Genomic DNA, 24,387 nt, shown 5'->3' on the forward strand with positions numbered 1-24,387 from the left:
CCCGCTTCCATGCCATGGTCTGGTGCCCCGGTTGTCCGGGCCACTGGCGTAGGTTGTCCCGACGCAGGGCATGGTGTCCTTGAATCGCAACACGTTGAATCACATCACGTTCAGCCCCGGCGACGGTTTCCACAGTCTTCTTCGCAACAGGGTTCACGCCCATTTCGATCACAACGGTCTGGACCGGCGTGATTCCGCCGCCATGGTGTTCAAATCCGCCGTGATCCTGGCCTGGTTCGTGATCACGTACTGGTTGCTGGTGTTCCAGGTGCGCAGCTGGTGGTGGGCGGTCCTCCTGTCGATCTCCCTCGGCCTGGCCATCGCCGCCATCGGCTTCAATATTCAGCACGATGGCGGCCATGGCGCCTACTCCCGCCATCGCTGGATCAACCGGGCTGCTGCCATGACCCTCGATCTGCTGGGCGGAAGTTCCCTGATCTGGGCCCACAAGCACAACGGCCTGCATCACACCTTCACCAATATCTCCGGCCATGACGATGACATCAACCTCGGGGTGATCGGTCGGCTCTCTCCCGACCAGCCCCATCGCTGGTGGCATCGCTGGCAGCATCTCTATCTCTGGCCCCTCTACGGGATGCTTCCCATCAAGTGGCAGTTCTTCGATGATTTCGCCGATCTCGCCGCCCGGGGCCGTGGCGACCGCTCCCTGCCCCGCCTCAAGGCGGCCGACTGGCTGGTGTTGCTGGCCGGCAAGCTGTTCTTCTTCACCTTTGCCTTCCTGGTGCCCCTGCAGGGCCATCCCTTCGCTGCGGTGATCGCCTGCTATCTGCTCGTGGCGATGGTGCAGGGCATCGTGCTGAGCGTGGTGTTCCAGCTGGCCCACTGCGTGGATGCAGCGGATTTTCCCGGTTTCGATCCCTCGGGAGCGGGCTGGGGTCCCTGGGCCGATCACCAGCTGGCCACCACGGTCGATTTCAGCCGTTCCAACGGCCTGCTGAGCTGGCTGCTGGGAGGACTGAACTTCCAGGTGGAACATCACCTGTTCCCTCGCATCTGCCACGTCCACTATCCCCAGATCTCCCGCATCGTTGAGCAGACCTGCCGTGACTGCGGCGTTCCCTTCCGCACCCACCGCAGCTTCCTCTCGGGTGTGGCCTCCCACTATCGCTGGCTGCGGCGCATGGGCCGGGAGCCAGCGATTGTGGAATCCTCGTTCGGGGCCGTTCCGGTGCAAGGGATCGAGCAGCGGGCGTTGCAGCAACCCTCACGGGTTCCCCTGGCCCGCTCCTAACCGCCGTCCTCCAGGGCCACCAGGTCGCGCAGCTGGCCCACGTCGAGGCCGCCGAGCCATTCCTCGCCGCTGCCGATGATGTCGGCGGCCAGGCGGGACTTCTCCTCGATCATGCGGTCGATCTTCTCCTCCACCGAACCGCTGGTGATGAACTTGTGCACCAGCACCCGGTTGGTCTGGCCGATCCGGTAGGCCCTGTCGGTGGCCTGGTTCTCCACGGCCGGGTTCCACCAGCGGTCGATGTGGAACACGTGGCTGGCCCGGGTGAGGTTGAGGCCGACCCCGCCGGCCTTGAGGGAGAGCAGGAATAGCTGGGGGCCGCGGGGATCCTCCTGGAAGCGGTCCACCATCGCCTGGCGGTCTGTCTTGCTGCTGCCCCCGTGCAGGAAGGGCACGTCCTGGCGCCAGCGCTTCTCCAGGTAGCCCTTGAGCAGGTGGCCCCATTCGGCGAACTGGGTGAACAGCAGGGCCCGATCGCCCGCTTCGATCACCTCCTCGAGAATCTCCTCCAGCCGCAGCAGCTTGGCGCTGCGGCTCGCGAAGCCGTTCTCGGCCCGCTCCTCCTTGAGGGCCAGGGCCGGGTGGTTGCAGATCTGCTTGAGCCGGGTGAGCAGGGCGAGCACCTGGCCGTGGCGCTGGCCGAGGGGGGCCCGGGCGATGGCATCGAGGCTGTCGTCGACCGTCTTGCGGTAGAGCTTCGTCTGCTCGCTCGAGAGGCCCACCCATTCGCGCAGTTCCACCTTCTCCGGCAGGTCGGAGATGATCGAACGGTCGGTCTTGAGTCGCCGCAGGATGAATGGCCCCACCCGGGCCTTGAGGTCCCGCAGGGAGCTCATGTCGCCGTAGCGCTCGATCGGCAGTCGGTAGCGCTGACGGAAGAAGCCCTCCTCCCCCAGCACCCGGGGGTTGAGGAAGTCCATCAGGGCCCACAGTTCGCTGACCCGGTTCTCCACGGGGGTGCCGGTGAGGGCGATGCGGAAGCGGCCCTGCTTGCCGGGACGGGCCAGGTCGCGGGCCGCCTGGCTCTGTTTGGCCGAGGGGTTCTTGATCGCCTGGGCCTCATCGATCACCATCCCCTGCCAGTCGATGCTCTCCAGCAGTTCGCTGTCGCGCTGCAGCAGGCCGTAGCTGGTGAGAACGAGGTCGACCCCCTCCAGGGCCTTGGCCAGCCGCTCAGGCGTGGAGGGGCGGCGGGGTCCGTAGTGCTCCCGCACCTCCAGATCGGGGGTGAACGCCGCGGCCTCCCGCTTCCAGTTGGTGAGCACGGAGGTGGGCGCCACCAGCAGCACCGGCCGCTTCAGCTCCTGCTCCACCTTGAGGTGCTGCAGGAAGGCCAGCAGCTGGATCGTCTTGCCCAGGCCCATGTCGTCCGCCAGGCAGGCGCCCTGGTCGAAGCGGTGCAGAAAGGCCAGCCAGCCCAGACCCCGTTCCTGATAGGGCCGCAGCTGGCCGGCGAAGCCCTCGGGTGCCGGCAGGGGGTCGGGGGCCTTCTGCTGGTGGTACTGCTCCAGCACCGCTTGCAGCCGGGGCTGGGCGGTGAACCGGTGCACCGGCAGCCGCATCAGGGTGTCGCCGTCGCTGGCGGTCAGGCGCAGGGCGTCATCGAGGCTGAGGTTGGGGTCGGCCGCGCAGAAGCGCTCGGCATTCCTGAGGTCGCTGGGACGCAGCTCGATCCAGGCGCCCTTGTGCCGCACCAGGGGGCTGCGCTTGGCCGAGAGCCGCTCCAGGTCCTTCAGGGTCAGGGTGACGCCGCCGATCATCAGCTCCCAGCTCCAGTCGAGGCTCTCCCCCAGGGAGAAGCCGCGGGAGCGCTCCGGCAGCTCGGCCTCGATCGACAGGCCCAGTCGGCTGGCCAGGCCGCCGCTGAGGCTGGGGGGCAGCACCACCCCCACGCCCACATCGCGCAGCTGGGCAGCGGCGGTGCGCACCAGCACGAAGGCCTCGGCCGGGGTGAGCTGCATCGTTTCCGGCGCCGCCGCATCCAGGCCCCGTTCGATCGGCTCGAACACCTGCAGGGCCCGGCCCATGCCCTCCAGCAGCAGCTGGCCCGGTTCGGCCACTTCCACCTCCCCGAGCTGGAGCATGCCGTCACCGGCATTCCACACGGTGCGCGCCGGCACTCTCAGGCTGGGATCCGCCTCCGCCTGCAGGGAGAAGCGCAGCTCCCAGAGCTCCTCGCCCTCCTCCGGGGTGAACAGTTCCAGACAGGCCCGGGCCGGGGCGACGCGGCCGGCCACGGCTTCGCGCCAGTGCTGGGTGGCCACGGCCAGCCGCTCCCGCTCCTCCTCGTCGAGCTCCAGCCGCCCCTGGCCCGGGCCGAGGGCTTTCTGCCAGGCGCCCAGCAGGGGATCGAGGCCATCGGCCTGGGGTTTGAATCCGGAACGCAGCTGGCCGTCGAGCAGGGCCTCCAGCAGGCTCGCCACCCGCAGCCGGCCGCTGCCGGGACGGCGGCAGGCCAGGGCCCCCTCCCCCGAGGCCCCGGCGGCCATGGCGCAGGTGGCCACCTGGGGCAGCCGGATCGCCAGCTCCTCAAGGCGTTGCCGGTCCCCTTCCCGGTTGAGCAGGGGTAGCCAGCGGGCCCGATCCTCCTCCACCTGGGGCAGCCAGCGGCCCCGGGCGATCAGGCTCAGGGCCCAGCGTTCCAGGTGACTCCACCAGCGCAGGTCGTCTGCCAGACCCGGATCGTCTCCGGAGAGGGGCAGGCCGGAGAGCCATTCAGCCGCCCCGGCCGGATCGAGGGCCAGCCCCTCCACCCGCCAGGGCCACCACTGCACGTCTTTCGGAATCGGTTCGCCGGCCTGGAGCGGCAGGCCGCTCCAGGCCGCCAGGCCCTCGCTGGCCGCCTTGCGACGGCCCCTGGCCCCCTGGCTGCGGCTGGGCAGGGTGAGCTGGGCCTCCGCCGGCCGGAAGGCTTCCGACCAGAGGCCATGGTCATCCAGCCAGGCGCCGAGATCGTCGACGTTCAGCGCCAGGGGGTGGTCGGGGACGGTGCGCAGCGGTGCCACCGGCGTGGCGACCCTCCAGGTGTCGGCCCACAGCAGCAGCCGCCCACCGGGCCCTTCGGGCGGGAACAGCCAGGTGGCGTGCAGGAGGCTCATGGCCGCAGGGCAGGCAGCAGGCGTTGGGCCCCCTGCAGCAGCAGGGCACTGCCGATCAGGGGAAGCCAGAGCGGCAGCCAGCCGCGGATCAGTTCGATCATCGCTGCTGCGGGCAGTGCCAGCGAAGGAAGGGCCAGCGGGGCCCCCAGGCTGCGGATGCCGCACACCGCACCCACCAGCCCGGCGGCCAGGTGGCTGTCGTCGGGATCGACCCGCTGCAGGTGAAAGGCCAGCAGTCCGTAGAAGAAGCCGCAACCGGCCGACCGGAGGCCGCCGTCCAGTCCCGTGGCCAGGCCCATCAGCCCCGCGGCCACGGCGGCCAGCACAGCCCAGCAGACGGACTGCAGGCGCAGCCGGGCACGGGAATCGTCGGACGCCTGGATCAACGGCAAGGTCAGGGCCATGGCGATGGCCCGATCATGCCTGGCCATGGGCGGTCCTACCTTATCGAGAGGGAGATGGCCAGGCCAGGTGCCGATTGGCGCGGTCCGCCACGGGCCAGCCTCCTCTCCAGGGAATCCGGTCTCCCTGTCCCGGCCCACACCCAACCTTGACCGCCGCCCTTCCGCCACCACACGGCTCCGACACCCTCCAGGCGCGCAGAGCGTTGCCGGAGATGCTCCAGATCGCCACGGCCATCAGCGGTGCGGCCGGTCTCCCTGACCTGCTGCGCCAGATCCTCTCCAGCGCCAGGGACCTCACCCTCAGCGACGCCGGCAGCATCTATCTGGTGGAGGAGCAGAAGGAGGAGAAGCGGCTGTGGTTCTCGGCTTTCCAGAACAGCACCCTGGCGACCCGGGGGGCGGGCATCGACCCCGAGCTGCTGGACGTGCGCTTCCCGATCACCCCCGAGCGGCTGGTGGGCTGGAGTGCGCTCCACGGGGAGGTCATCAACCTGAGCGATGTCTACGCGATCCCCCCCGACCTCCCCTACCGCTTCGATGCGGAGATGGATCGGCGCATGGGCTACCGGGCGGTGTCGATGCTGGTGGTGCCGCTGCGGACCTTCACCGGTGATGTGGTGGGGGTGATGCAGCTGATCAACAGGAAGCGGGAGGCGTCATCGCTGCTCACCCCCGAGACGGCGGCGTCCCTGGTGCGCCCTTTTGATGCCGCTGACGAGCAGCTGATCGAGGCCCTGGCCTCACTGGCGGCAGTCAGTGTGGAGCGCACCAAGGCCCTGGAGGGCCAGCAGCGCCAGATCGATTCGATGATCGGCCTGCTGGCGGGGGCGATCGATGCCCGCAGCCCCCACACGGGCCGCCACTGCTCGCGGGTGCCGGAGCTGGCCCTTTTGCTGGCGGCGGCGGCGGAAGCCGCCGAGGAGGGCCCCCTGGCCGCCTTCCGCTTCACCGGTGAGGCCCAGCGCCGGGAGTTCCGCACGGCGGCCTGGCTGCACGACTGCGGCAAGATCGTGACCCCCGAGGCGGTGGTGGACAAGGCCACCAAGCTGGACGCCCCGGTCAACCGCATCCACGAGATCCGCACCCGCTTCGAGGTGCTGCTGAGGGATGGCCGCATCGCCATGCTGGAGGGCCTGCTGGCGGGCGGCGATCCCGGAAGCCTGCGGCGGCGCTACGAGGAGCTGGCCCAGGACCTGCAGCGCGATTTCGCCTGTGTGGCCCGTTGCAACCTGGGATCCGAAGCCACCGCGCCGGAGGATCTGGAGCATCTGCAACGGCTGGCGGCGCGCCCCTGGTGGCGCCATTTCGATGATCGCCTCGGCCTCGGCTGGGAGGAGCAGGCTCGACGCTCCGGTCCACCGCCCGCCCTGCCGGCCCCCGAGACGCTGCTCAGCGACGCCCCCCACCACCGCATCCCCAGGCCCGCCGATGAGGTGCCCGATGCCAGCTGGGGCTTCAATCTGGAGGTGCCGGAGCTGCTCTACAACCGGGGTGAGCTCCACAACCTCTCGGTTGGGAAGGGCACCCTCACCCGCGAGGAGATCTACAAGATCCGCGAGCACATGGTCCACACGATCGTGATGCTCGAGAGCATGGCCTTGCCGCCGTCCATGGCCCGGGTGGCCGAGATCGCCGGCGGCCATCACGAAACCCTCGACGGCCGGGGCTACCCCCGGGGGCTGACGGCGGAGCAGCTGTCGATCCCGGCGCGGATCATGGCCATCGCCGACATCTTCGAGGCCCTCACCGCCGCCGACCGTCCCTACAAGCAGGGGATGCCCCTGTCCCAGTCCCTGGCGATCCTGGCGGACCTGCGGGATCGGGGGCGCATCGATGCGGATCTGTTCGAGGTGTTCGTGCGCTCCGGGGTGTACCTCAGCTTCGCGGAGCGATTCCTGGCCCCCGGGCAGATCGACGCGGTGGATCGGGACGGCCTGCTGGTGCCAAGGCCGTAGCAGGGCTGGGGCAGGAACCCACGAAAGCCTGTTCAGTGGCATGGTGGAACGCGACGCCATGAAAGACAGCTACTTCTGGTAACTGTCGTTACTTAATGCCAGACCTTTCCCGACCAGGTCCCCTGCTTGCTTCTCCGCCGCCCGATCTGCCGATGCAGGGGCCCGATCGCCACCCCAATGTGATCCAGGAGCTGCTCGGGGAGCTCTACGACACGTTTTCAGACGTCAGGGACGGTCGGGTGGCGGACTACATCCCTGAGCTGGCAAAGGCATGCCCTGATGATTTCGGCATCGTCATCGCCACCTCGGGAGGGCGGATCTACGAGATCGGCGACACGCGCAAGGAATTCACCATCCAATCGATCTCGAAGCCATTCATCTATGCGTTGGCGCTGAAGATGCTCTCGCTGGATTTCATGGCCAGCAAGATCGATGTGGAGCCTTCCGGGGAGGCCTTCAATGCCATCAGTCTGGATTCGGAGTCGGGAAAGCCGCGCAACCCGATGATCAACGCGGGCGCCATCGCCGCTTCCGCTCAGATCTGCGATGCCAATCCGGCGGGTGCCGTTGATCTGCTGCTCGATTATTTCGAGGAGCTGGCCGGCCGGAGGCTGACCGTCAATGAGGCCGTCTACCGGTCGGAAAAGGAGACGGGCCACCGCAACCGGGCCATCGGCCACCTGCTGCGCAACTTCAACATCATCGAGTCCGACCCTGAGCCGGCCCTCGATCTCTATTTCCAGCAGTGCGCCATCTCCGTCACCTGCCACGACCTGGCCGTGATGGCCGCCACCCTGGCCTGTCAGGGGCGCAATCCCTTCACCGGCGGCCAGCCCCTCTCCCATGACATCACGGTCCGGGTGCTGGCCCTGATGGGAACCTGCGGGATGTATGACTTCGCCGGCCAGTGGCTCCACGATGTGGGCATCCCGGCCAAGAGCGGTGTCGCCGGCGGGGTGATGGCGGTGATTCCCGGGCGGCTCGGCATCGCCACCTATTCCCCACCCCTCGACAACTTCGGCAACAGCGTGCGTGGGGTGGCCGTCTGTCGCCAGCTCTCGGCGGGGGTGGGCCTGAGCCTGTTCAACCAGTACTTCCAGACCGATGCCACGATCCGCCGCTCCTACCAGGGTTCCCAACGCAAATCCCGCCGCTGGCGCAGCGAGCGGGAGCTGCGGATCCTCGCCCCCCACCGTGACGAAGTGCGCATCATCCACGCCCAGGGGGTGCTCGATTTCGGGGGTATCGAACAACTGGCCGCCGAACTGGTGCGGCTCAGCAACGACGTACGCATCCTCATCCTGGATCTGGCCCATGTGACCGAGTGCCCGCTGGAATCCTCGGGGCTGCTGGATCGCCAGCTGTGTGCGATGGAGGACGAGGGAGTTGAGATCATTCTCTCGCGGGCGGGACGGCTGCCCCTGGTCTCCATGCCCGACTGGAAGATCACCGATCGGGTTGATGCCTACGACCACCTGGACTCCGCCCTGGAGGCGGCCGAGGATCTGCTGCTGGCCTGGTATGACGCGGCTGGCGAAGGAACCGATGGCAGCGGCCCTGGGACACTCGAGGATCAGGGGCTGCTCCAGCCGCTCGCGGCAGAGCATCGGCGGATCCTGGCCGAGAGGATGTCCCTGCGGTCCTTCGCGGCCGGGGATTTCGTGCTTCGCCGGGGCGATCCCGGTGACGAACTGTTCCTGGTGCGCTCCGGTGCCTTCGACATCGCCCTCGATGTCAAGACCGGGGATGGACTCTGCCATTCCACCCGGCTTGCCACCTTCGGCCCCGGGCTCTGTTTCGGCGAGATCGGCTTCGTGGCCCAGACCCCCCGCACCGCCGACATCATCGCCACCCAGCCGGGGGAGTGCTGGGTGCTGCACCGCCAGGGGTTCGAAGACCTCAGCCAGAGCCACCCCGAGGTGGTGATCGCCCTGCTCACGGCGCTCACCTGCGACATCGGCGCCAAGCTCAGCCAGACCAGCGTCCAGCTCACCCTGATGGAGCACTACTGAGAGCTCCTAGGCTGGGCGGCGGTTCTGGGTGGATCGATGGGCCTGATCGGGTCGCAGGCTCCACGGGGCGGAAGGGGTGCCGGCCCATGGATCGCCGGGGCCATCCTCGCCGCTCTGCTGCTGCTCCTGGTCGTCTCTCCCTTCCCCAGGGGCCTGGCCAGTGAATCCGCCCCCGCCACCTCCCCCGCCACTGCCACTGCCCCAGCCCCAGCCCCCACCGCGCGGGCGGGGGCGCCGGTGGTTCTGGCCGGCAGGAACCTGTTCTCCATCCAGGCCGACATCGGTTCCTTCTCCCCGGAGTTCCGGGCCCGGGTGGTGAGCGAGCGCATCGACCAGCTGGCCCGGGAGCGGGACGTGCCCCTGGATCAGCTCAACATCGTCGTCAACGAAGCCGCCGACACCGTCGACATCCGCTCAGGCCGCAGGGTGCTGCTCACGGTGGCGGCCGTGGACGCGGTGGCGGCGGGCAAGAGCCAGCAGGCCCTTGCCCTGGCCCATGTCAAGACCATCCGGGAGGCCGTGGGGGAGTACCGGGACGCCCACCGCCTTTCCAGCATCCTGCGCGGGCTGCTGTACTCCTTCATCGCCACGGGGGTGCTGATCGCCCTGATGGTGGCGGTGCTGCGCTCGGCTCCGAAGCTCACCCGCCGGCTGGTGCGCTGGCGCGGTACGCGGATCCGCGCCCTGACGATCCTGGGCACGGAGGTGCTGTCCGCCGGCCGGGTGGTCGACCTGCTGACGGAGATCATCCGGGTGGTTCGGTTGACGATCCTGGTGATTCTGTGTCTGGTCTATATCAACTTCGTCCTCAGCTTTTTCCCCTGGACCCTGGGCTTCAGTCGAATTCTGGTCAGGTACATCCAGACGGCGGCGGCAACGCTTGGATCTTCGTTGCTCTCCTATCTGCCGAATTTGTTCTTTCTGGCCATCATCACGCTGGTCACCAGTTATATCCTCAAGATTTTTAAGTTCATCTCGTCGGAGATCGCGAACGGCACCATTGTCTTCGCCGGCTTCCATGCCGATTGGGCACGGCCCACCTACAAGCTGGTGCAGTTCCTGGTGTTCGCCTTCGCCGCCACCATCGCCTTCCCCTATCTGCCGGGAGCCGGCACACCCGCCTTCCAGGGGATTTCCATCTTTCTGGGTGTGCTGGTATCCCTGGGCTCCTCCTCGGCGATTTCAAACATCGTGGCCGGGGTGATCCTGGTCTACACCCGTTCGTTTCAGCCCGGGGATCGGGTCCAGATCTCTGACACGGTGGGCGATGTGGTGGGCCGAAACCTGTTCGTCACGCGCCTGCGCAGCATCAAGAACGTGGTCATCTCCATCCCCAATGCCGCCGTGCTTGGAAGCCATGTGATCAACTACAGCTCCGCCGCCAATGACCCGGAAACACCGCCCCTGATTCTCTACACCACCGTCACCATCGGCTATGACGTCCCCTGGCGTCAGGTGCATGAGGTTCTGATCCAGGCGGCCCTGGCTGTGCCGGATATCCTGCGGGACCCGAGGCCATTCATTCTGCAGACCAGTCTTGACGACTTCTTTGTCAGTTATCAGCTGAATGCCTATACCGATCGGCCCGGAGTCATGGCCAGCATCTATTCAGATATTCATCAGAACATCCAGGATTTCTGCGCCAGAGCCGACATCGAAATCCTCTCCCCCCACTACCGTGCCATGCGCAATGGCAATCCCAGCACCATCCCGGCTGAGGTCCCCCCGCCCTGAAAGGGCGCTGGGTCATCATGCCCCTGAAGGACCACCGCTCCCTTCCGTCTGATGGCCGCTGTCGTGACCACCCCCTCCCCCGGCCCGTCTCCGCGCAGCGGGGCAGAAATTCGCAGCGCCTTCCTGGGGTTCTACGAGCAGCGCGGCCACCGGCCGATGGCCAGCGCCTCCCTGGTGCCCGACGATCCCACGGTGCTGCTCACCATCGCCGGCATGCTGCCCTTCAAGCCGGTGTTCCTCGGCCAGGCGGAGCCGCCGGCGCCGCGGGCCACCAGCAGCCAGAAGTGCATCCGCACCAACGACATCGAGAACGTGGGCCGCACGGCGCGGCACCACACCTACTTCGAGATGCTGGGGAACTTCTCCTTCGGCGACTACTTCAAGGAGCAGGCGATCCGCTGGGCCTGGGAGCTCACCACCGGGATTTTCGGGCTGGATCCGGACCGCCTGGTGGTCAGCGTCTTCCGGGAGGACGACGAGGCGGCGGCCATCTGGCGTGATGGTGTGGGCGTGAACCCGCAGCGGATCATCCGCCTGGATGAGGCCGACAACTTCTGGGCCTCCGGCCCCACCGGCCCCTGTGGCCCCTGTTCGGAGCTCTATTACGACTTCCATCCCGAGCGGGGGGATGACGGCATCGATCTGGAGGACGACAGCCGCTTCATCGAGTTCTACAACCTGGTGTTCATGCAGTACAACCGCGATGGGGACGGCACGCTCACGCCCCTGACCCGGCGCAGCATCGACACCGGCATGGGCCTGGAGCGCATGGCCCAGATCCTCCAGGGGGTGCCGAACAACTACGAAACCGATCTCATCTACCCCCTGATCGAAACGGCCGCTGCCCTGGCGGGCGTCGATTACCACGCCCTTGACGGCCGGGGCCAGACCTCCCTCAAGGTGATCGGTGACCACAGCAGGGCCATCACCCAGCTGATCGGTGACGGGGTCAGCGCCTCCAACCTGGGCCGCGGCTACGTGCTGCGTCGCCTGCTGCGGCGGGTGGTGCGCCACGGCCGGCTGCTGGGCATCGATCGCCCCTTCCTGGCGGCAATGGGCGAGGCGGCGATTGCCCTGATGGCGCCGACCTACCCCCAGCTGCTGGAGCGGCGGGAGCTGATCCTGGCCGAGCTGGTGAGGGAGGAGGCCCGCTTCCTGGAAACCCTGGAGCGGGGCGAGAAGCTGCTGGCCGAGGTGCTCGCCACCCGGCCCGCGTGCATCAGCGGCGAGGCCGCCTTCGAGCTCTACGACACCTACGGCTTCCCCCTGGAGCTCACCGAGGAGATTGCCGAAGAGCACGGGCTGCGGGTGGATGCCGAGGGCTTCGAGGCGGCCATGGAACGGCAGCGGCAGCGGGCCAAGGCGGCGGCCGTGAGCATCGACCTCACCCTGCAGGGGGCGATCGACCGGCTGGCGGCCGAACTGGAACCGACCCGCTTCCGGGGCTACGAGGCCCTCGACCAGACCGCCTGCGTGCTTGCCCTGGTGGTGAACGGCGAACCGGCCACTGCCGCCTCGGCCGGTGACACCGTTCAGATCGTGCTCGACAGCACGCCCTTCTACGGGGAATCGGGCGGCCAGGTAGGGGACCGTGGCGTTCTCCTGGCCGGGGGCGAAGCGGACGGCGTGGCCGGCGGGGTGATCGTGCGGATCGATGCGGTGAGCCGCAACCGCAGCGTGTTCGTGCACGGCGGCCGCATCGAGCGCGGCAGTCTGCGGGTGGGCGAAGTGGTGCAGGCCCGGGTGGATCGCACCTGCCGCCGCCGCGCCCAGGCCCACCACACCGCCACCCACCTGCTGCAGGCCGCCCTCAAGCAGGTGGTCGATGAAGGGGTCTCCCAGGCGGGATCCCTGGTGGATTTCGACCGGCTGCGGTTCGACTTCCACTGCCCACGGGCCCTGAGCACGGACGAGCTGGAGCGGATCGAGGACCTGGTCAACGGCTGGATCGCTGAGGCCCACCCCCTGGAGGTGCGCGAGATGGAACTGGAGCGGGCCCGGGCCGCCGGGGCCGTGGCGATGTTCGGCGAGAAGTACGCCGATGTGGTGCGGGTGGTGGATGTGCCCAATGTCTCGATGGAGCTGTGCGGCGGCACCCACGTGGCCAACACCGCCGAGATCGGACTGTTCCGCATCGTCACCGAGACGGGGGTGGCGGCGGGGATCCGCCGCATCGAGGCGGTGGCGGGTCCGGCCCTGCTGCCCTATCTGAGGGAGCGGGACCGGGTGGTGCGTGAGCTGGCGGATCGCTTCAAGGCCCAGCCGGGGGAGATCGTCGATCGCGTCGCTGCCCTGGCCGACGAACTCAAGGCCAGCGCCAAGGCCCTGACGGCGGCGCGGGGCGCGCTGGCGGCGGCCAAGGCCAGCGCCCTGGCGGAGCGAGCCGAGGCGGTCGGCTCCCATCGGCTGCTGGTGCAGCGGCTGGATGGGGTGGAGGGTGCAGGGCTGCAGGAGGCAGCGCAGCAACTGCAGCAGCAGCTCGGCGACGGGGCGGCGGTGGTGCTCGGTGGACTGCCGGATCCGGAGGACCTGGGCAAGGTGGTGCTGGTGGCGGCCTTCGGGCCTGCGGTGGTGGCCGCCGGCGCCAAGGCCGGCGCCTTCATCGGCGGCATCGCCCGGCTCTGCGGCGGCGGCGGCGGTGGCCGGCCCCAGCTGGCCCAGGCCGGCGGGCGCAACGGGCGTGCCCTCGACGATGCCCTGGTGGAGGCGCGTCGGCTGCTGGAGCAGGAGCTCAGAACCGGTAGTTGAGCCTGGTGTAGAGCCCCTGGCTCAGCAGCCAGTCGTTCCAGGGGCCCAGATTGTCGTTGGTGAAGAAGGGCTTCACCCAGCCCAGCTCCAGGGCCCAGTTGTTGCCGGCCAGCCAGCGCACCAGCACCCCGCCGGCGCCCACGGTGTCCCTGAAGCTGCCGCCCGGGAAGCTGCTGCGGATGCCGCCGGCTCCCAGGAAAGGGACAAGCTGCAGGGCGTTGCGCTTGTCGTTCCAGAACGTCCAGACCGTTTCGCCGCTGGCCAGCCAGCCGCTGTCGCCGCTGACCAGCTGGCCGGGCAGGCCGCGCAGCCCCACATCGGAGCCCAGGGTGAACTGCATCGAGGAGGTGAGCGGCGCCAGGGCCACCTGGCCGGCGGTGCGCAGGTTGACCTGCCAGCGGGGCGCGGCGTTCCAGGAGGCCGACAGCAGGCCGCCCAGGGCGGTGGCCCGGCCTGGAGCGATGCCGGCCAGGGCCAGCTCCTGACGCTGCACGGCAGGGGTGGCGGCGGCAACCCCCTGCAGCACGAAGAGACCGCCACTCCAGCCACCGGAGCGGGACAGCCCACTGCCGCTCGCCCCCAGCCGCAGGTAGCCGTTGCTGGGGCGACTCACGCTGTCCGGCACCGTTCCGGGCAGGGCGGCGCCCTGGAAATAGGTGTTGCTGCGGCTGGCGCTGTACCCGGCGAAGAGGCTCCAGCGCTGACTGAGGGATTCACCCACCAGCCACTCCAGCTGGACCACCCCCTGGTACTGGCTCGTGGCGAAGCCGTCGGCCGGCGCCGGCAGCTCGACCAGATTGCGGCGGCTGTAGCCGAAACCGGTGGTGAGGCTGAGTTGATCGCTGAAGGGCAGGGTGTAGCTGAAGGAGGTGATGGCCGCCCCCAGCTCGCTGGAGCCGGTGGCGTCGAGTTCGCCGTAGAGCAGCAGCGTGTCGCCCCGGCGCAGCAGGCCGGGCTTCAGCAGGGTGGCCACGCCGCGGAACTGGCCCGAACCGCTGTTGCCGTCATTGCGGAGGGAGAGGTCACCCTGCCAGGGCTGGTGGCCTGGTTCCACGGCCACCCGCAACACCCCCTCGGCGGGATCGCTGCCCAGGCGGGTGAGGGTGCCCCGCACGCTCTCGATGCCCGGCTGCCGTTTCAGCAGTTGCAACTGCCCCTCCACCGCCGAGAGCCGCAGAATCCGGCCCCGCAGGGGCCCCAGCAGGCGCTCCACCCGGCGGTTGAGCCAGGGATCGCTGCCGGACGCCTGGATGCCGACCACCCGCCCTTCCACCACCTCCAGATACCCAGGCGCCGGTTCGTCGACCACGTACACCCGGCTGCTCACGTAACCGTCGAACACCAGCTGGGTGCTGAGGGCGACGGCGCAGGCCTTCAGCCGTTCAGCGGGATCGGCGATGGTGCTGCAGGCGGCAAGAAAGCGCCGCAGCTGGGCGGCGTTGTAGAGCGTCAGTCCGCGCACCTCAGGCATGGCTCCGGCTGAAGGTGCCAGGGGAGCGGCGGGTGTGGCAGGGGGGGCGCTTTCGATCGGAGGGGTGGTGGGCTCCAGGGGGCCGCTGTCGAGGCTCGGAGCCGGGGCCGTCTCCGTGGGGAGCGGTCGTTCCCGCAACGGCACCGGGGCCGGCAGCCGCACCGGGCCGTTCTGCAGGGGGGGGGCCACCAACTGGGCTAGCAGGACGAGCATGGTGGGTGGCCTGCTTTCCCTGAGGAAAGGACTGGTAGGGTATGAGAGTTAAGGCGAAATTTAAAGGATTCCCCATGGGGAATTCACAGCGTTTCTTCGCGTAACGCTTAGGTCCACACCCGCCAGACCATACCCCTGCGACGACGTCCATGGTCGGCAAATCTGGTCTCGGTCGTTACCAATTTTTCCTGCAACAGCTGCGCCCTGGTCCCTGGGCCATGCTGGTGGCTCTTTCTGCTGCGCTGGCCGGAGGGTCGGCCCCTGCCAGAGCCGGTGAGATCACGGCCACCTCCGGGGCAAAGGGCCTGGGCAGTCAGGTCAACGGGGTCCCTGGCGGCAGCTGCCTCAGCGGGCGCTGCGCCATTCAGGGAGGGACCGGCGCCGGCGCCAACCTCTTCCACCGTTTCTCGGCCTTCGACACCCGCGGCGGCATCACCGGTGTGAATCTCGACGTGGGCCGATACCGCAACGTGATCCTGGGCGTCACCCATTCCCAGGGCAGCTTCATCGACCGATCCATCGCCCTCAGCGCGCCGGCGAATCTTGTCTGGTTGTCCCCGGGCGGCATTCGGCTGGAGGGCGGGGGTGGCTTCACCAATGCCCGCCATCTCACCTTGAGCACGGCCACAGGCCTGCGGATCGGAGACGGCGTTTTCGATGTGTTCGGCACCGGTGCTGCCGCCGCCAGGGGTCTGACGGGTTCCCCCGACCTGAGCCGCTCCGGGCTGCGCACCGATCCGCTCACCCTGGGGCAGCTGGGACTGAGCGCCCAGGGGGACCTGTCCCTCGACGGCGGTCTGCTCACGGTCGACAGTGGTCTGCTGATCGATGCCCAGGGCGGTCACCTCCTCCTTGGCGGCTCGCGGCTCACGGCTCCCGGGGGCGAGGTCGACCTGCACGGTCAGCAGGTGATGCTGACCGACAGCACGGTGGATGTCTCCTCCCCCGGCGGGGCCGGAGGGGCCATCACGGTGGCTGGTGGCAAGGTGACGCTGGCAGCGACCCGGCTGCTCGCCTCAGGCGGCGGCGGCGGCGGCAGTGTGCGTGTCGGCGGAGGCCTGCGGGGAGCCGATCCGGCGACTCTGAATGCTCTCGAGACCACGGTGGATGAGGCCTCCAGTCTGCGCGCCGATGCGACGGTGAAGGGGCATGGCGGGCAGGTGGTGGTGTACGCCAGCGGACACGCCAGGGTCAATGGGGATCTGGGCGCCCGCGGTGGACCTGCCGGCGGCGACGGCGGTCTGGTGGAAACCTCGGCCGCGGTGCTTGAGCTGACCTCCACGCCCGATCTGGCGGCGGTGGCCGGCCGGGGGGGCACCTGGCTGATCGATCCGATCAACATCGAGATCTTCGATCCCAGCCTTCCGCCGGCCTCGATGGGGAGCGACTCGATCTCCAGGCTGAACATCAACAACCTCAACGCCTGTCTCAACTCGGGTTGTCAGCTGCAGCTGGACACCAATCAGGCGGGTCCACAGGCAGGCAATATCTACGTGAACGCCGGCTTCAACAAGGTCTCCGGGACGACTTCGGAGATCCAGTTGCGCGCCGATCGGAACATCTTCATCAACGTGCCGGGCAGCGCTGCCCTGGCCTTTTCGAACACCTCCACCGCCGGCGGTCTCAGCGTTTCCCTTCGCCATGGGCAATTCAGCTCGGGTCTCCAGGGCCCCGGTGCCGCCTACTGGCAGAACGGTGACATTGCCCTGGGCAGCGGCAATTTCAACATCACCCAGGGGGCGGCCAACGCTCCTGGCGCTCTTGTCCTGGCCGGAGACGGCAACCCCCTCACCCTGCGCTCTGGAAGCTTGCGGACAGGTTCGCTGCGCTGGGAGCCGGGCTTTGCTTCGGGCCTCCAGATCGGGGCCGGCGGCAGCGATGCCACTCTTCTGGTTGGGGTCCTTTCCACCAGCCAGGCGTCAACGATCCGGCTCCAGGGATCAGGCGCATCCAGCCTCAACATCGCGTCCTCCACCTTTCTCAATAGAGGTCTGATCGGTGGCAGCGGGATCATCACCGTCGGCAACGGGGCAGGACGCTTCAGCAACGGGAGCGGGGTGGCGCCGGCCGGCTCCGTGATCCTTTCCCCGGAGGGCGACCTTCAGATCCGTGCCGGACAGATGCTCTTCGGCGACGACAGCCAACTGCGGCTGGATCTCGGCAGGAACGATCAGCTCACCGTTTTCGGCGATGCGGTGCTGGGGGGCGGCCTGCTGGTGTCCTCTCCCCCCACCTTGAATGGGGTCACTGGCCTCGATCTGGTGCGTGCCCAGCAGATCCGCGGGGGGTTCGCCCCCGGTGCCGTCAGCCTGCCGCCGCTTGTCCGGCTCGACGGGATCACGCAGACGACGGATCCGCTTCTGCCGGCGGTTTTCCGGGGAGAGGCGCTGCCGCTCCTGCCAGCCCCTTCACCACCGAGCCCTTCACCACCGGGGCTTTCAGCATCGGGGCCTTCATCGCCCCGGCCTTCATCGCCCCGGCCTTCAGCACCTCCACTTTCAGCATCTGCACCTGAACCACCTGCGGCCGCAGCCCCAACCCCTTCCGCCCCGCTGCGGGCAGCGGCGACACGCCTGCTCAGCATCCCTGATCTGGCCTACCAGATCTTCCCCGGCACCCAGACCTCACCGGCGGGCTCGTCCCTGGGCGGCAGGGATGACGGAGAAGGCTCCGATGCGCTGGCCGTCAACCTCTCCGAGGCCGATTTCAGGCTGGAGGCCGCTGGGTCGGGGAGGCTTCCCGGTCCCCTGACCACCACCACCTCCACCATGGGCGCCGATCAGGTGGCCATCGCCATCTCCGAGGGCGATCAACAGCGCAGCGAGGACGTCAGGCGTTCCCTTGGGGATGTGGGCCCACCGGACGATGCCCCGGGGAGTCTGCGGGTTGATGAGTTGCAGAGGTTGCTGCAGGAAGCCTCCCGGAAGGGGGACGGCGATGACGAGCGCTTCAACCCAGCGGTGCTGATGGTGGCATTCACCGAAGCGAAGGGCTCGGCCGCCCGTCCCTCCGGCGGCTCGCCATCGAAGGCAGCCAATTCCTTTCTGGACCTGATTCTGCTGAGCCGTCAAGGAGAGCCCCTGGGTCAGCGGGTGGAACTCTCCAGGGAACAGTTCGGCGCCCAGCTGCGGGCGCTCTACCGGCAGCTGGCACGCCTCGAGCCCCTCCAGGTGGAGAATCCCGACTCACCCTCCAGACAGCTCCATCGCGCCATCATCGGCCCGGTGGCCGAGGAACTCCAGCGTCGGGGCATCACCACCCTTGTGATCGTCGCCGACCGGGGGCTCCAGGCGCTGCCGTTTGCGGCCCTGCACGATGGCAGGAGCTACTTCGGCGACCGTTACGGCTTCGCGCTCACCCCGTCCCTGAATCTCACATCCTTGGCCCCTCCCCGTCAGACCCGAGGGCGGGTGCTGGCGGCCGGGGCCTCCGAGTTCGACAGCCTCAGCCCCCTGCCTCTGGTGAACAAGGAACTGGCGGGGATTCCCGAAGGTGTCGGCGTCGATCGCTACCTCAACCGCTCCTTCACCCCAGCGGTCCTGCTCACCCAGGCCGCCGACAGTCGCTACGAGCGTCTGCACGTGGCCACCCATGCGGAATTCCTCCCCGGCGGGCCGGCCCAGGCCCGGATCTACACGGGCACCGGCCCGGTCAGCCTCAAGGACTTCTCCCGACTGCGCCAGCAGCGCAGCGGCAGTCCCCTGGAGCTCTTCGTGCTCAGTGCCTGCCGCACAGCCCTGGGGGACGCCGACAGCGAAATGGGCTTCGCTGGCCTGGCCCTGCAGGCGGGGTCACGCAGCGCCATCGGAACCCTCTGGTACGTCGATGACGTCGCCACCTCCGCCTATTTCCTGCAGCTCTATCGCTATCTCGACCAGGGCCTGCAGAAATCGGAAGCCCTCAGGGCCACCCGCCGGGCCATGGCCACTGGCACCCTCCGGCTTCAGGGCGATAAGGTCGTTTCATCCGACGGCGTTCCCCTGCTGACCGGTCTTTCTCCTTCCCAGCAACGTCGCATCGCGCGAGGAATGAACCATCCCTATTTCTGGGCTGGGGTGCAATTGATCGGAACGCCCTGGTGAGGCCATCACCCATTCCTTCATCATCTGCGTCGGCGGAGCCATCCCGATTCCCGACCCGCCCGACGCCTGCGCCCGCCCATCCCCCATCCCCTGCCAGTGCCTGATCTCGCAGCGTCCTTCAACGTCTTTCTGATGCTGTCGATGGCACACTTCCTCGGCGATTTCGCTCTTCAGAGCGACCGCATGGCCCGGGAGAAGTGTCCAGGTTGCGGCGTCACCCTCGGCTGGGGCTGGTGGCTCACCGCCCACGCCGCCATCCACGGATTTCTTGTGGCGGCGGTGACCCAGATGCCCCTGCTGGGTGTGGCAGAATGGCTGGTGCATCTGCTAATTGACGTAGGCAAATGCCGACGTCTCTGGAGCCTTCCCTTCGATCAGGCTCTTCACATCATCACCAAGGCCCTCTGGGCCTGGCTGGCCATCAGCCTGGCCACCCGACCCCTCTGGCTGCAATGAAGAAACCTCGGCTGCAGCCACGATGAACACCCTTCCTCCGCCTGGCCTCCGGCCACGATCCGGCAGCGGTGCCCGGCCCCCGGGCCGCCGCGCTGCCTGCATGGTCGCCGCCGGGCTGCTCGCCTTCACCGCGCCTGGCCTCCAGGTCCCTGCGGCCCATGCCCAGAGCGATCTTCGCAAGACCTTTCCCGGACGCCGGGTGGGGGGTGGCACCAGGGACGAATGCTCCAGCCGCCTGCTGGCCCACCTGGTGCCCGCCAGCAGCGTCTTCGCCCCCGGCCAGGATCGCTACCTGGGGGTGCTTGAGGGTCCCAGTGCAAGCCCCAGCCCCCTGGAGCTCACCTTCCGTCCCCTCAGCGGCTGGGGCAGCGCGGGTGCCGCTGTCGCCACCGGCCAGCGGCGGGTCCTGCCGGCCTCCCAGCCCGGCATCACCCTGCTGACGCTCCCAGCGGTGAAGGTGCCGACGGTGTGGGAGTCGAACTACATCTGCCCGCAGGCGCCCGCCACCCCTGCCCAGACCGATCCCCTCAGCTTCGTGGCCACCGAGTCGCCTCCGGCCCTCAGCCTGCTGGTGATGGAGGCCTCCAAGGAGGATGGGGCCGTGAAGGCCGCTCTCGCCCTGCTGCAGCGCTCCTGCGGCGGGAGCGTCTCCCGTCAGGAGGCCCTCGACGCCTTCGGACTGTCTGATCTGATCACGGTCCGGTGGCCAGAGCGGATTCCGGTGCGCTGTCCCGCCTGAGGGAGCCGCGCAGCTCCCAGATCCGCAGCCGTTCGGCGCGGCCCTTCACGGCGATTGACCCCCAGTCGAGCCACTCCAGGGGCAGTCCCGCCGGCAGCAGATCCCGGGTGCTGGACGAGACCAGCACCCGGCAGAGGTTGGTCTGGCGCTCCTTCTGCAGGCTCTCCAGCCGCGAGGCGCAGTTCACCGCATCGCCGATCACGGCGTATTCCAGCCGCTCAGTGCTGCCCATTGATCCCGCCAGCACGGCACCGGAATGCACCCCGATGCGCAGACCCATGGCCGGCAGTCCCTCCTGCTCGAGTTCCTGATTGAGGCGTGCCACATCGCGCTGGATGGCCAGGGCGGCGTCGACGGCGGCCTTGGCGTCGGCCTCCAGCCCGCTGCTCAGGGGGGCCCCGAAGACCGCCAGCAATCCGTCGCCGGTGAACTTGTTGACCATCCCGCCCCGCCGGGTGATCGCCGGAACGAACAGGGCCATGCCCCGGTTCAGCCAGGCCAGCAGCTCACCCGGGCTGAGGCGTTCCGACACGCTTGTGAACTGGCAGGTGTCGGACATCAGCACGGTGACCGGCAGCAGCCGACCCTCGAAGCGGCCATCGCTGAGCAGACCATCCCGCTGGTTCCACAGCTGGCGGGCCACCGCCGGTGAGGTGGTCTGGCCGAGCAGCCGTTCGATCTGCTGGCGCTGCTTCTGGCTGGAGGCGCCCCGCCGCAGCCAGGCGGCCCCGGCCATCGTGATCAGTCCGATCAGGGGCATGCTCAGCCCGACCCAGACGAAGTTGTGGAGCAGTGCCACGGCGCCCCCGACCATCAGGCCGGCCACCAGCCCCACCACGATCACACTGCGCCGCAGCAGGAGGAAGGCTTCCCCGAGCAGGAGGCCCAGCACCACCGCCAGCACTTCGGCCGTGCGCTCCAGCCAGCCCGGCAGGGTGCGCAGGCGGCGCGGATCGCTGGCTCGGTCGCGCTCCATCAGGGCCGCCAGGCGATGGGCGTGGATCTCCACACCGGGCACGAGTCGTTGACGAGCCCCCAGGCTGGATCGGGTCTGGGGCACCGAGAACAGATCCCGCAGGCTGGGGGCCGTGCTGCCGATCAGCACGATGTGGCCGCGGATCTGGTCGCTGGGGATCGGCCGTCTGCCGAGCACGTCCTGGAGGCTCCAGAGGTGGAAACTGCCGAGCCGGTGGAAGGACAGCATCTGCTGGAAGCCGGCGGCATCGAGGGCCTCGTAGCCCCCGGATTCCGGTTCCAGCCAGGGGCCGGGTTCGGTGCCCCTGTCGAGGCGCTGTCGCAGGTTGCGCTGGCCCGTGCCCACCTCCAGCAGGCGCAGGGGCAGGGAGACGGTGGCCTCGTCCTGGCCCGCCACGTGAACCAGGTCGCGACGCATGATCCCGTCGGGATCGACCACCAGGTCATTGAAGCCGCGTCGTTCCGGCGGGGTTCCCGGCACCGCACCGATGGCCTCGGCCACGTTGAAGATGGAGACGAGGCGGGGATTGCTGCGGAAGCGCTCGCGCAGGCAGCCCTGGTCGGGTCCCACGCCCTGGTCGCGGTAGATGTCGAGCCCGATTGCCACGGCCCCCCCGGCGTCGAGCCGATCGATCGCTTCACAGAGCACCTTGTCGTCGATGGGGAAGCCGTAGGTGGCCAGGTCCGATTCATCGATGCCGACGATCGTGATCGGCCTGTCCGTGCCCGGCGGCGCGGCGCGCAGGCTGGTGATCAGGTCGTAGAGCAGCAGGTTGAGGGTTTCGTTGATGGGGCTGCGCTGCAGGGCCAGCAGCAGCAGGGCGGCAGCCCCATAGGGAACCAGGGAGCGGGCCCCATCCGCCAGACGGCCGAGCCGCAGCCGGTCCCGCACGGACTTCGGGGGTGAGGCGCGGGCAGGTCCGTTGGCCATCAGACTCCCTTGAAGGCGAAGAAGAGCCGTTTCATGGTGTCGAGCAGGGCATTGGAGCGTTCCGTCTGCTGTTCCCGGTCCAGGCTCTTGAGTTCGGCCTGACGCTCCTCCACCAGGGCAGCGAAACGCTCCAGCAGATCAGGGTTCTCCCCCAGCAGGCCCTTGATGCTGTCCCGGTCCACCTTCAGCAGCAGACATTCCTCGGTGGCCCGCACCGTCGCACTGCGGGGGGCGTCGAGAAACAGGGTCATCTCGCCGAACACCTCGCCGGGCCCCAGCTGGCGCACCGCCACCGTGTGCCCCGGTTGCACCTCCTTGAGGATCTCCACCGTGCCCCGCAGCAGATGGAACATCGAGCGACCCTCGGCCCCCTCCTGCACCACCGCTTCGCCGGGGCCGTAGGAGACCAGGTGACTGCCCTCCACGAGCGTCTCCAGCTGCTCCCCGCTCAGGTCGGCGAAGATGCCCACGCTGGAGAGGGCCTGGCAGCACAGCTGGGGGGAGGGGCGGTCGGCCTGCGGGGGGCGATCCCTGGAGCGTCGCGGCTGGATCTCGCGCACCGGGAAGGGAATGCTCTGGCCTTCCCGGGCCAGGGCGTACCAGATGTGCTCCAGCAGATCGCTGCGCAGGTCGCCGATGGCGCCGTCTCCCAGCTCCTTCTGCCACACCTGCAGCTCATAGGCGATCGAACTGTCCTGGAACTCCCTGACCCTGATGCGGGGTGCAGGTTCGCGCAGCACCCGTGGATGCTGCAGCACCACCTTCTCCAGGAGGGCCTTCGCCTGGGCAGGGGGCAGGTCGTAGTCCAGGCCGACGCTGAAGCGGTTGCTCACTGCCCCGGAGCGGCCCAGATTGCGCAGCACCTTCTCGGTGACCAGGCTGTTGGGCACCACCACCAGGTGACCGTCCATGTTGCGGAGCATGGTGTCGCGCCAGGTCAGCCGCACCACCACGCCCCGCACGCCCTCGTCGACCTCCAGGAAATCCCCCTCGACGAAATCGTCTCCCAGCTGAAGCTCCAGACCGGAGAACAGATCCTTGAGGGATTCCTGGGCCGCCAGGCCGATGACGGCGGTCAGCACCGCGGAGGTGGTCACCAGGCCCACCAGGTCGAGCCGGGCCGACTGCCGCACCACCACCACCGTGGCCATGGCCCCGCTGCCCAGGGTGAGCAGCTGCATGAGCAGCTGGGGCGGCGGCCTCCACAGCCCCAGGTGGGCGGGCACCTCCAGCGCCGCCCAGAGGGCCATCAGAATGGCCGCATAGGTCAGCAGCAGATCGTCGGTGAGCCCCAGCCACACCCGGTAGCCGTCCGGAAGGGCCTGCAGCGGCAGGGAGCTGAGCACGGCCCAGGTCAGGACGGCGGCCAGGGGGAGCCGCATCGGCATGCCGGGCAGCTTTCTGCGCCGGCACACCCGGGCGAGCACGAGCAGTCCGGCCACGGCCACCAGGGCGACGATCCAGGTCTGGAGCAGGGCCAATGCGCACGCTTCGATGGCCCCATCCTGCCGCCGATCCTGGCCTGCGGCTTCGGGAGCGAGCAGGCTGGGAGCACTCGCTTCCGCCTGTGATGCGCCCACTCTCCGTGCCTCCCGTGGCCGTGCTTCTGTCCCTGGTGGCCACCGGTGCCTGGCCAGGGGCCGCCGCCGCCCAGGTGCAGCTGCGCTGCGACGGCACCCTGCTGGAAGCCCGAGGCAGCGCCGAACAGGAACGCCCCACCCGCCGGCTCGCCTTCTCCCTGTCGCTGGAGGCGGAGGCGGCCACGGCCGATGCTGCCCTCCAGACGCTTCAGGAGCGCCTGGCCGCCGTTCGCACGGCCCTGCAGGGGCAGCAGGTGGAAGAGCTGCGGGTCACCTCACCGAGCACCTGGCAGCGGCCCGCCGACCGCAACCGGCCGGCCGCGGTGATGGCCAGCCTCCAGGTCAGTGGCCGGCTGATGCCCCAGCGCCTGCAGGCCCTGATCCGGCAGGTGGGGGGCCTGGCGGGGGTGCGGCTGGCACCGGTGGGCACCGAAGCTGATCGGGCCCAGGACGCCGCGGTGCGGCGCGGGCTGCTGCGCGCCGCCTACCAGGATGCCCTCGCCCAGGCCAGGGAGGTGGCCGCTGCGGTGGGGCTCAATCAGCTCGCCCCCCTGGAGGTGCAGCTGGATGGCAATGAGCTGCGGCCGATGCTGATGCGGGCGAAGGCGGAGGACGCCACGCCGCCCTTTGATCCCGCCGAACTGGCCCAGCCGAAGGATCGGCTCAGCCTGCTGGTGCGGTTCTGCGCCCGCTGACGGATCCCACGGCCTTTTGATGCGTTTCTCGGCGGTGCGGAT

The 24,387-nt window shown here is 68.8% G+C and carries 14 protein-coding genes; 9 read left to right on the forward strand and 5 right to left on the reverse strand.

Translation table 11 applies throughout. The features are described from left to right. Positions 1–79 precede the first annotated feature (79 nt). A complete protein-coding gene (locus tag KUG41_RS02855; RefSeq protein ID WP_254216755.1) occupies positions 80–1,252 on the forward strand; it encodes an acyl-CoA desaturase in 1,173 nt (390 codons plus the stop codon). Here the strand turns inward: KUG41_RS02855 and KUG41_RS02860 are convergent. Both KUG41_RS02860 and KUG41_RS02865 read right to left on the reverse strand, forming a co-directional pair. Beyond that, positions 1,249–4,350, reverse strand: a complete 3,102-nt coding sequence (locus tag KUG41_RS02860) for a DEAD/DEAH box helicase (RefSeq protein WP_216900825.1) — start codon at positions 4,348–4,350, stop codon at positions 1,249–1,251. The two genes, KUG41_RS02855 and KUG41_RS02860, sit on opposite strands and share 4 nt — an antisense overlap. Beyond that, positions 4,347–4,754, reverse strand: coding sequence for a hypothetical protein (locus tag KUG41_RS02865; protein ID WP_216900916.1), 408 nt, complete (start codon positions 4,752–4,754; stop codon positions 4,347–4,349). Before KUG41_RS02865 ends, KUG41_RS02860 begins: the two co-directional genes overlap by 4 nt. 212 nt (positions 4,755–4,966) lie before the next feature. Between KUG41_RS02865 and KUG41_RS02870 the strand changes: the two genes are divergently transcribed. From KUG41_RS02870 to alaS, 4 genes are all read left to right on the forward strand, one after another. Beyond that, positions 4,967–6,709: an HD family phosphohydrolase gene (locus KUG41_RS02870; protein WP_216900827.1), complete on the forward strand. Its 1,743-nt coding sequence runs from the start codon at positions 4,967–4,969 to the stop codon at positions 6,707–6,709. A gap of 95 nt (positions 6,710–6,804) precedes the next feature. Next, complete coding sequence (gene glsA / locus KUG41_RS02875; protein ID WP_216900829.1) at positions 6,805–8,721, forward strand: glutaminase A; 1,917 nt, start codon at positions 6,805–6,807, stop codon at positions 8,719–8,721. Between the two features lie 36 nt (positions 8,722–8,757). After that, entirely contained in the window at positions 8,758–10,455 is a 1,698-nt protein-coding gene (locus KUG41_RS02880) for a mechanosensitive ion channel family protein (protein ID WP_216900831.1), read from the forward strand. A 51-nt stretch (positions 10,456–10,506) separates the two neighbouring features. After that, positions 10,507–13,203 (forward strand): alanine--tRNA ligase, encoded by a 2,697-nt coding sequence (gene alaS, locus KUG41_RS02885; RefSeq protein ID WP_216900832.1) that lies wholly within the window; start codon positions 10,507–10,509, stop codon positions 13,201–13,203. On the opposite strand, the gene KUG41_RS02890 is transcribed toward alaS, so the two are convergent. Beyond that, positions 13,187–14,887 carry a ShlB/FhaC/HecB family hemolysin secretion/activation protein gene (locus KUG41_RS02890; protein WP_216900833.1) on the reverse strand — a complete coding sequence of 567 codons (1,701 nt, stop codon included), beginning with the start codon at positions 14,885–14,887 and terminating at the stop codon, positions 13,187–13,189. The genes alaS and KUG41_RS02890 overlap by 17 nt on opposite strands. A gap of 218 nt (positions 14,888–15,105) precedes the next feature. Here KUG41_RS02890 and KUG41_RS02895 point away from each other — a divergent pair, with 218 nt between their 5' ends. The 3 genes from KUG41_RS02895 (at position 15,106) to KUG41_RS02905 (ending at position 20,164) form a co-directional block, all read left to right on the forward strand. Further along, positions 15,106–18,969 carry a CHAT domain-containing protein gene (locus KUG41_RS02895; protein ID WP_216900834.1) on the forward strand — a complete coding sequence of 1,288 codons (3,864 nt, stop codon included), beginning with the start codon at positions 15,106–15,108 and terminating at the stop codon, positions 18,967–18,969. 132 nt (positions 18,970–19,101) lie between these two features. After that, complete coding sequence (locus KUG41_RS02900; RefSeq protein ID WP_216900918.1) at positions 19,102–19,425, forward strand: DUF3307 domain-containing protein; 324 nt, start codon at positions 19,102–19,104, stop codon at positions 19,423–19,425. A gap of 100 nt (positions 19,426–19,525) precedes the next feature. Then, positions 19,526–20,164 (forward strand): hypothetical protein, encoded by a 639-nt coding sequence (locus KUG41_RS02905; RefSeq protein WP_216900835.1) that lies wholly within the window; start codon positions 19,526–19,528, stop codon positions 20,162–20,164. Here the strand turns inward: KUG41_RS02905 and KUG41_RS02910 are convergent. Next, positions 20,118–22,070 carry a CHASE2 domain-containing protein gene (locus KUG41_RS02910; protein WP_216900836.1) on the reverse strand — a complete coding sequence of 651 codons (1,953 nt, stop codon included), beginning with the start codon at positions 22,068–22,070 and terminating at the stop codon, positions 20,118–20,120. The genes KUG41_RS02905 and KUG41_RS02910 overlap by 47 nt on opposite strands. Then, positions 22,070–23,551 carry a mechanosensitive ion channel family protein gene (locus KUG41_RS02915; RefSeq protein WP_216900837.1) on the reverse strand — a complete coding sequence of 494 codons (1,482 nt, stop codon included), beginning with the start codon at positions 23,549–23,551 and terminating at the stop codon, positions 22,070–22,072. Before KUG41_RS02915 ends, KUG41_RS02910 begins: the two co-directional genes overlap by 1 nt. Positions 23,552–23,640: 89 nt before the next feature. On the opposite strand from KUG41_RS02915, the gene KUG41_RS02920 reads away from it, so the two are divergent. Further along, a complete protein-coding gene (locus KUG41_RS02920; RefSeq protein WP_216900838.1) occupies positions 23,641–24,345 on the forward strand; it encodes an SIMPL domain-containing protein in 705 nt (234 codons plus the stop codon). Positions 24,346–24,387 lie beyond the last annotated feature (42 nt).

Origin of the sequence: Synechococcus sp. CCY 9618 (genome assembly GCF_019038415.1) — a bacterium.
Classification (GTDB): Bacteria; Cyanobacteriota; Cyanobacteriia; order PCC-6307; family Cyanobiaceae; genus Cyanobium.

Excerpts from the sequence above, each read along its gene's own strand:
- KUG41_RS02860 (WP_216900825.1), bottom strand. The coding sequence starts at position 4,350 with ATGAGCCTCCTGCACGCCACCTGGCTGTTCCCGCCCGAAGGGCCCGGT.
- KUG41_RS02865 (WP_216900916.1), bottom strand. The coding sequence starts at position 4,754 with ATGGCCCTGACCTTGCCGTTGATCCAGGCGTCCGACGATTCCCGTGCC.
- KUG41_RS02870 (WP_216900827.1), top strand. The coding sequence starts at position 4,967 with ATGCTCCAGATCGCCACGGCCATCAGCGGTGCGGCCGGTCTCCCTGAC.
- glsA (WP_216900829.1), top strand. The coding sequence starts at position 6,805 with ATGCCAGACCTTTCCCGACCAGGTCCCCTGCTTGCTTCTCCGCCGCCC.
- KUG41_RS02880 (WP_216900831.1), top strand. The coding sequence starts at position 8,758 with ATGGGCCTGATCGGGTCGCAGGCTCCACGGGGCGGAAGGGGTGCCGGC.
- alaS (WP_216900832.1), top strand. The coding sequence starts at position 10,507 with ATGGCCGCTGTCGTGACCACCCCCTCCCCCGGCCCGTCTCCGCGCAGC.
- KUG41_RS02890 (WP_216900833.1), bottom strand. The coding sequence starts at position 14,887 with ATGCTCGTCCTGCTAGCCCAGTTGGTGGCCCCCCCCCTGCAGAACGGC.
- KUG41_RS02895 (WP_216900834.1), top strand. The coding sequence starts at position 15,106 with ATGCTGGTGGCTCTTTCTGCTGCGCTGGCCGGAGGGTCGGCCCCTGCC.
- KUG41_RS02900 (WP_216900918.1), top strand. The coding sequence starts at position 19,102 with ATGCTGTCGATGGCACACTTCCTCGGCGATTTCGCTCTTCAGAGCGAC.
- KUG41_RS02905 (WP_216900835.1), top strand. The coding sequence starts at position 19,526 with ATGGTCGCCGCCGGGCTGCTCGCCTTCACCGCGCCTGGCCTCCAGGTC.
- KUG41_RS02910 (WP_216900836.1), bottom strand. The coding sequence starts at position 22,070 with ATGGCCAACGGACCTGCCCGCGCCTCACCCCCGAAGTCCGTGCGGGAC.
- KUG41_RS02920 (WP_216900838.1), top strand. The coding sequence starts at position 23,641 with ATGCGCCCACTCTCCGTGCCTCCCGTGGCCGTGCTTCTGTCCCTGGTG.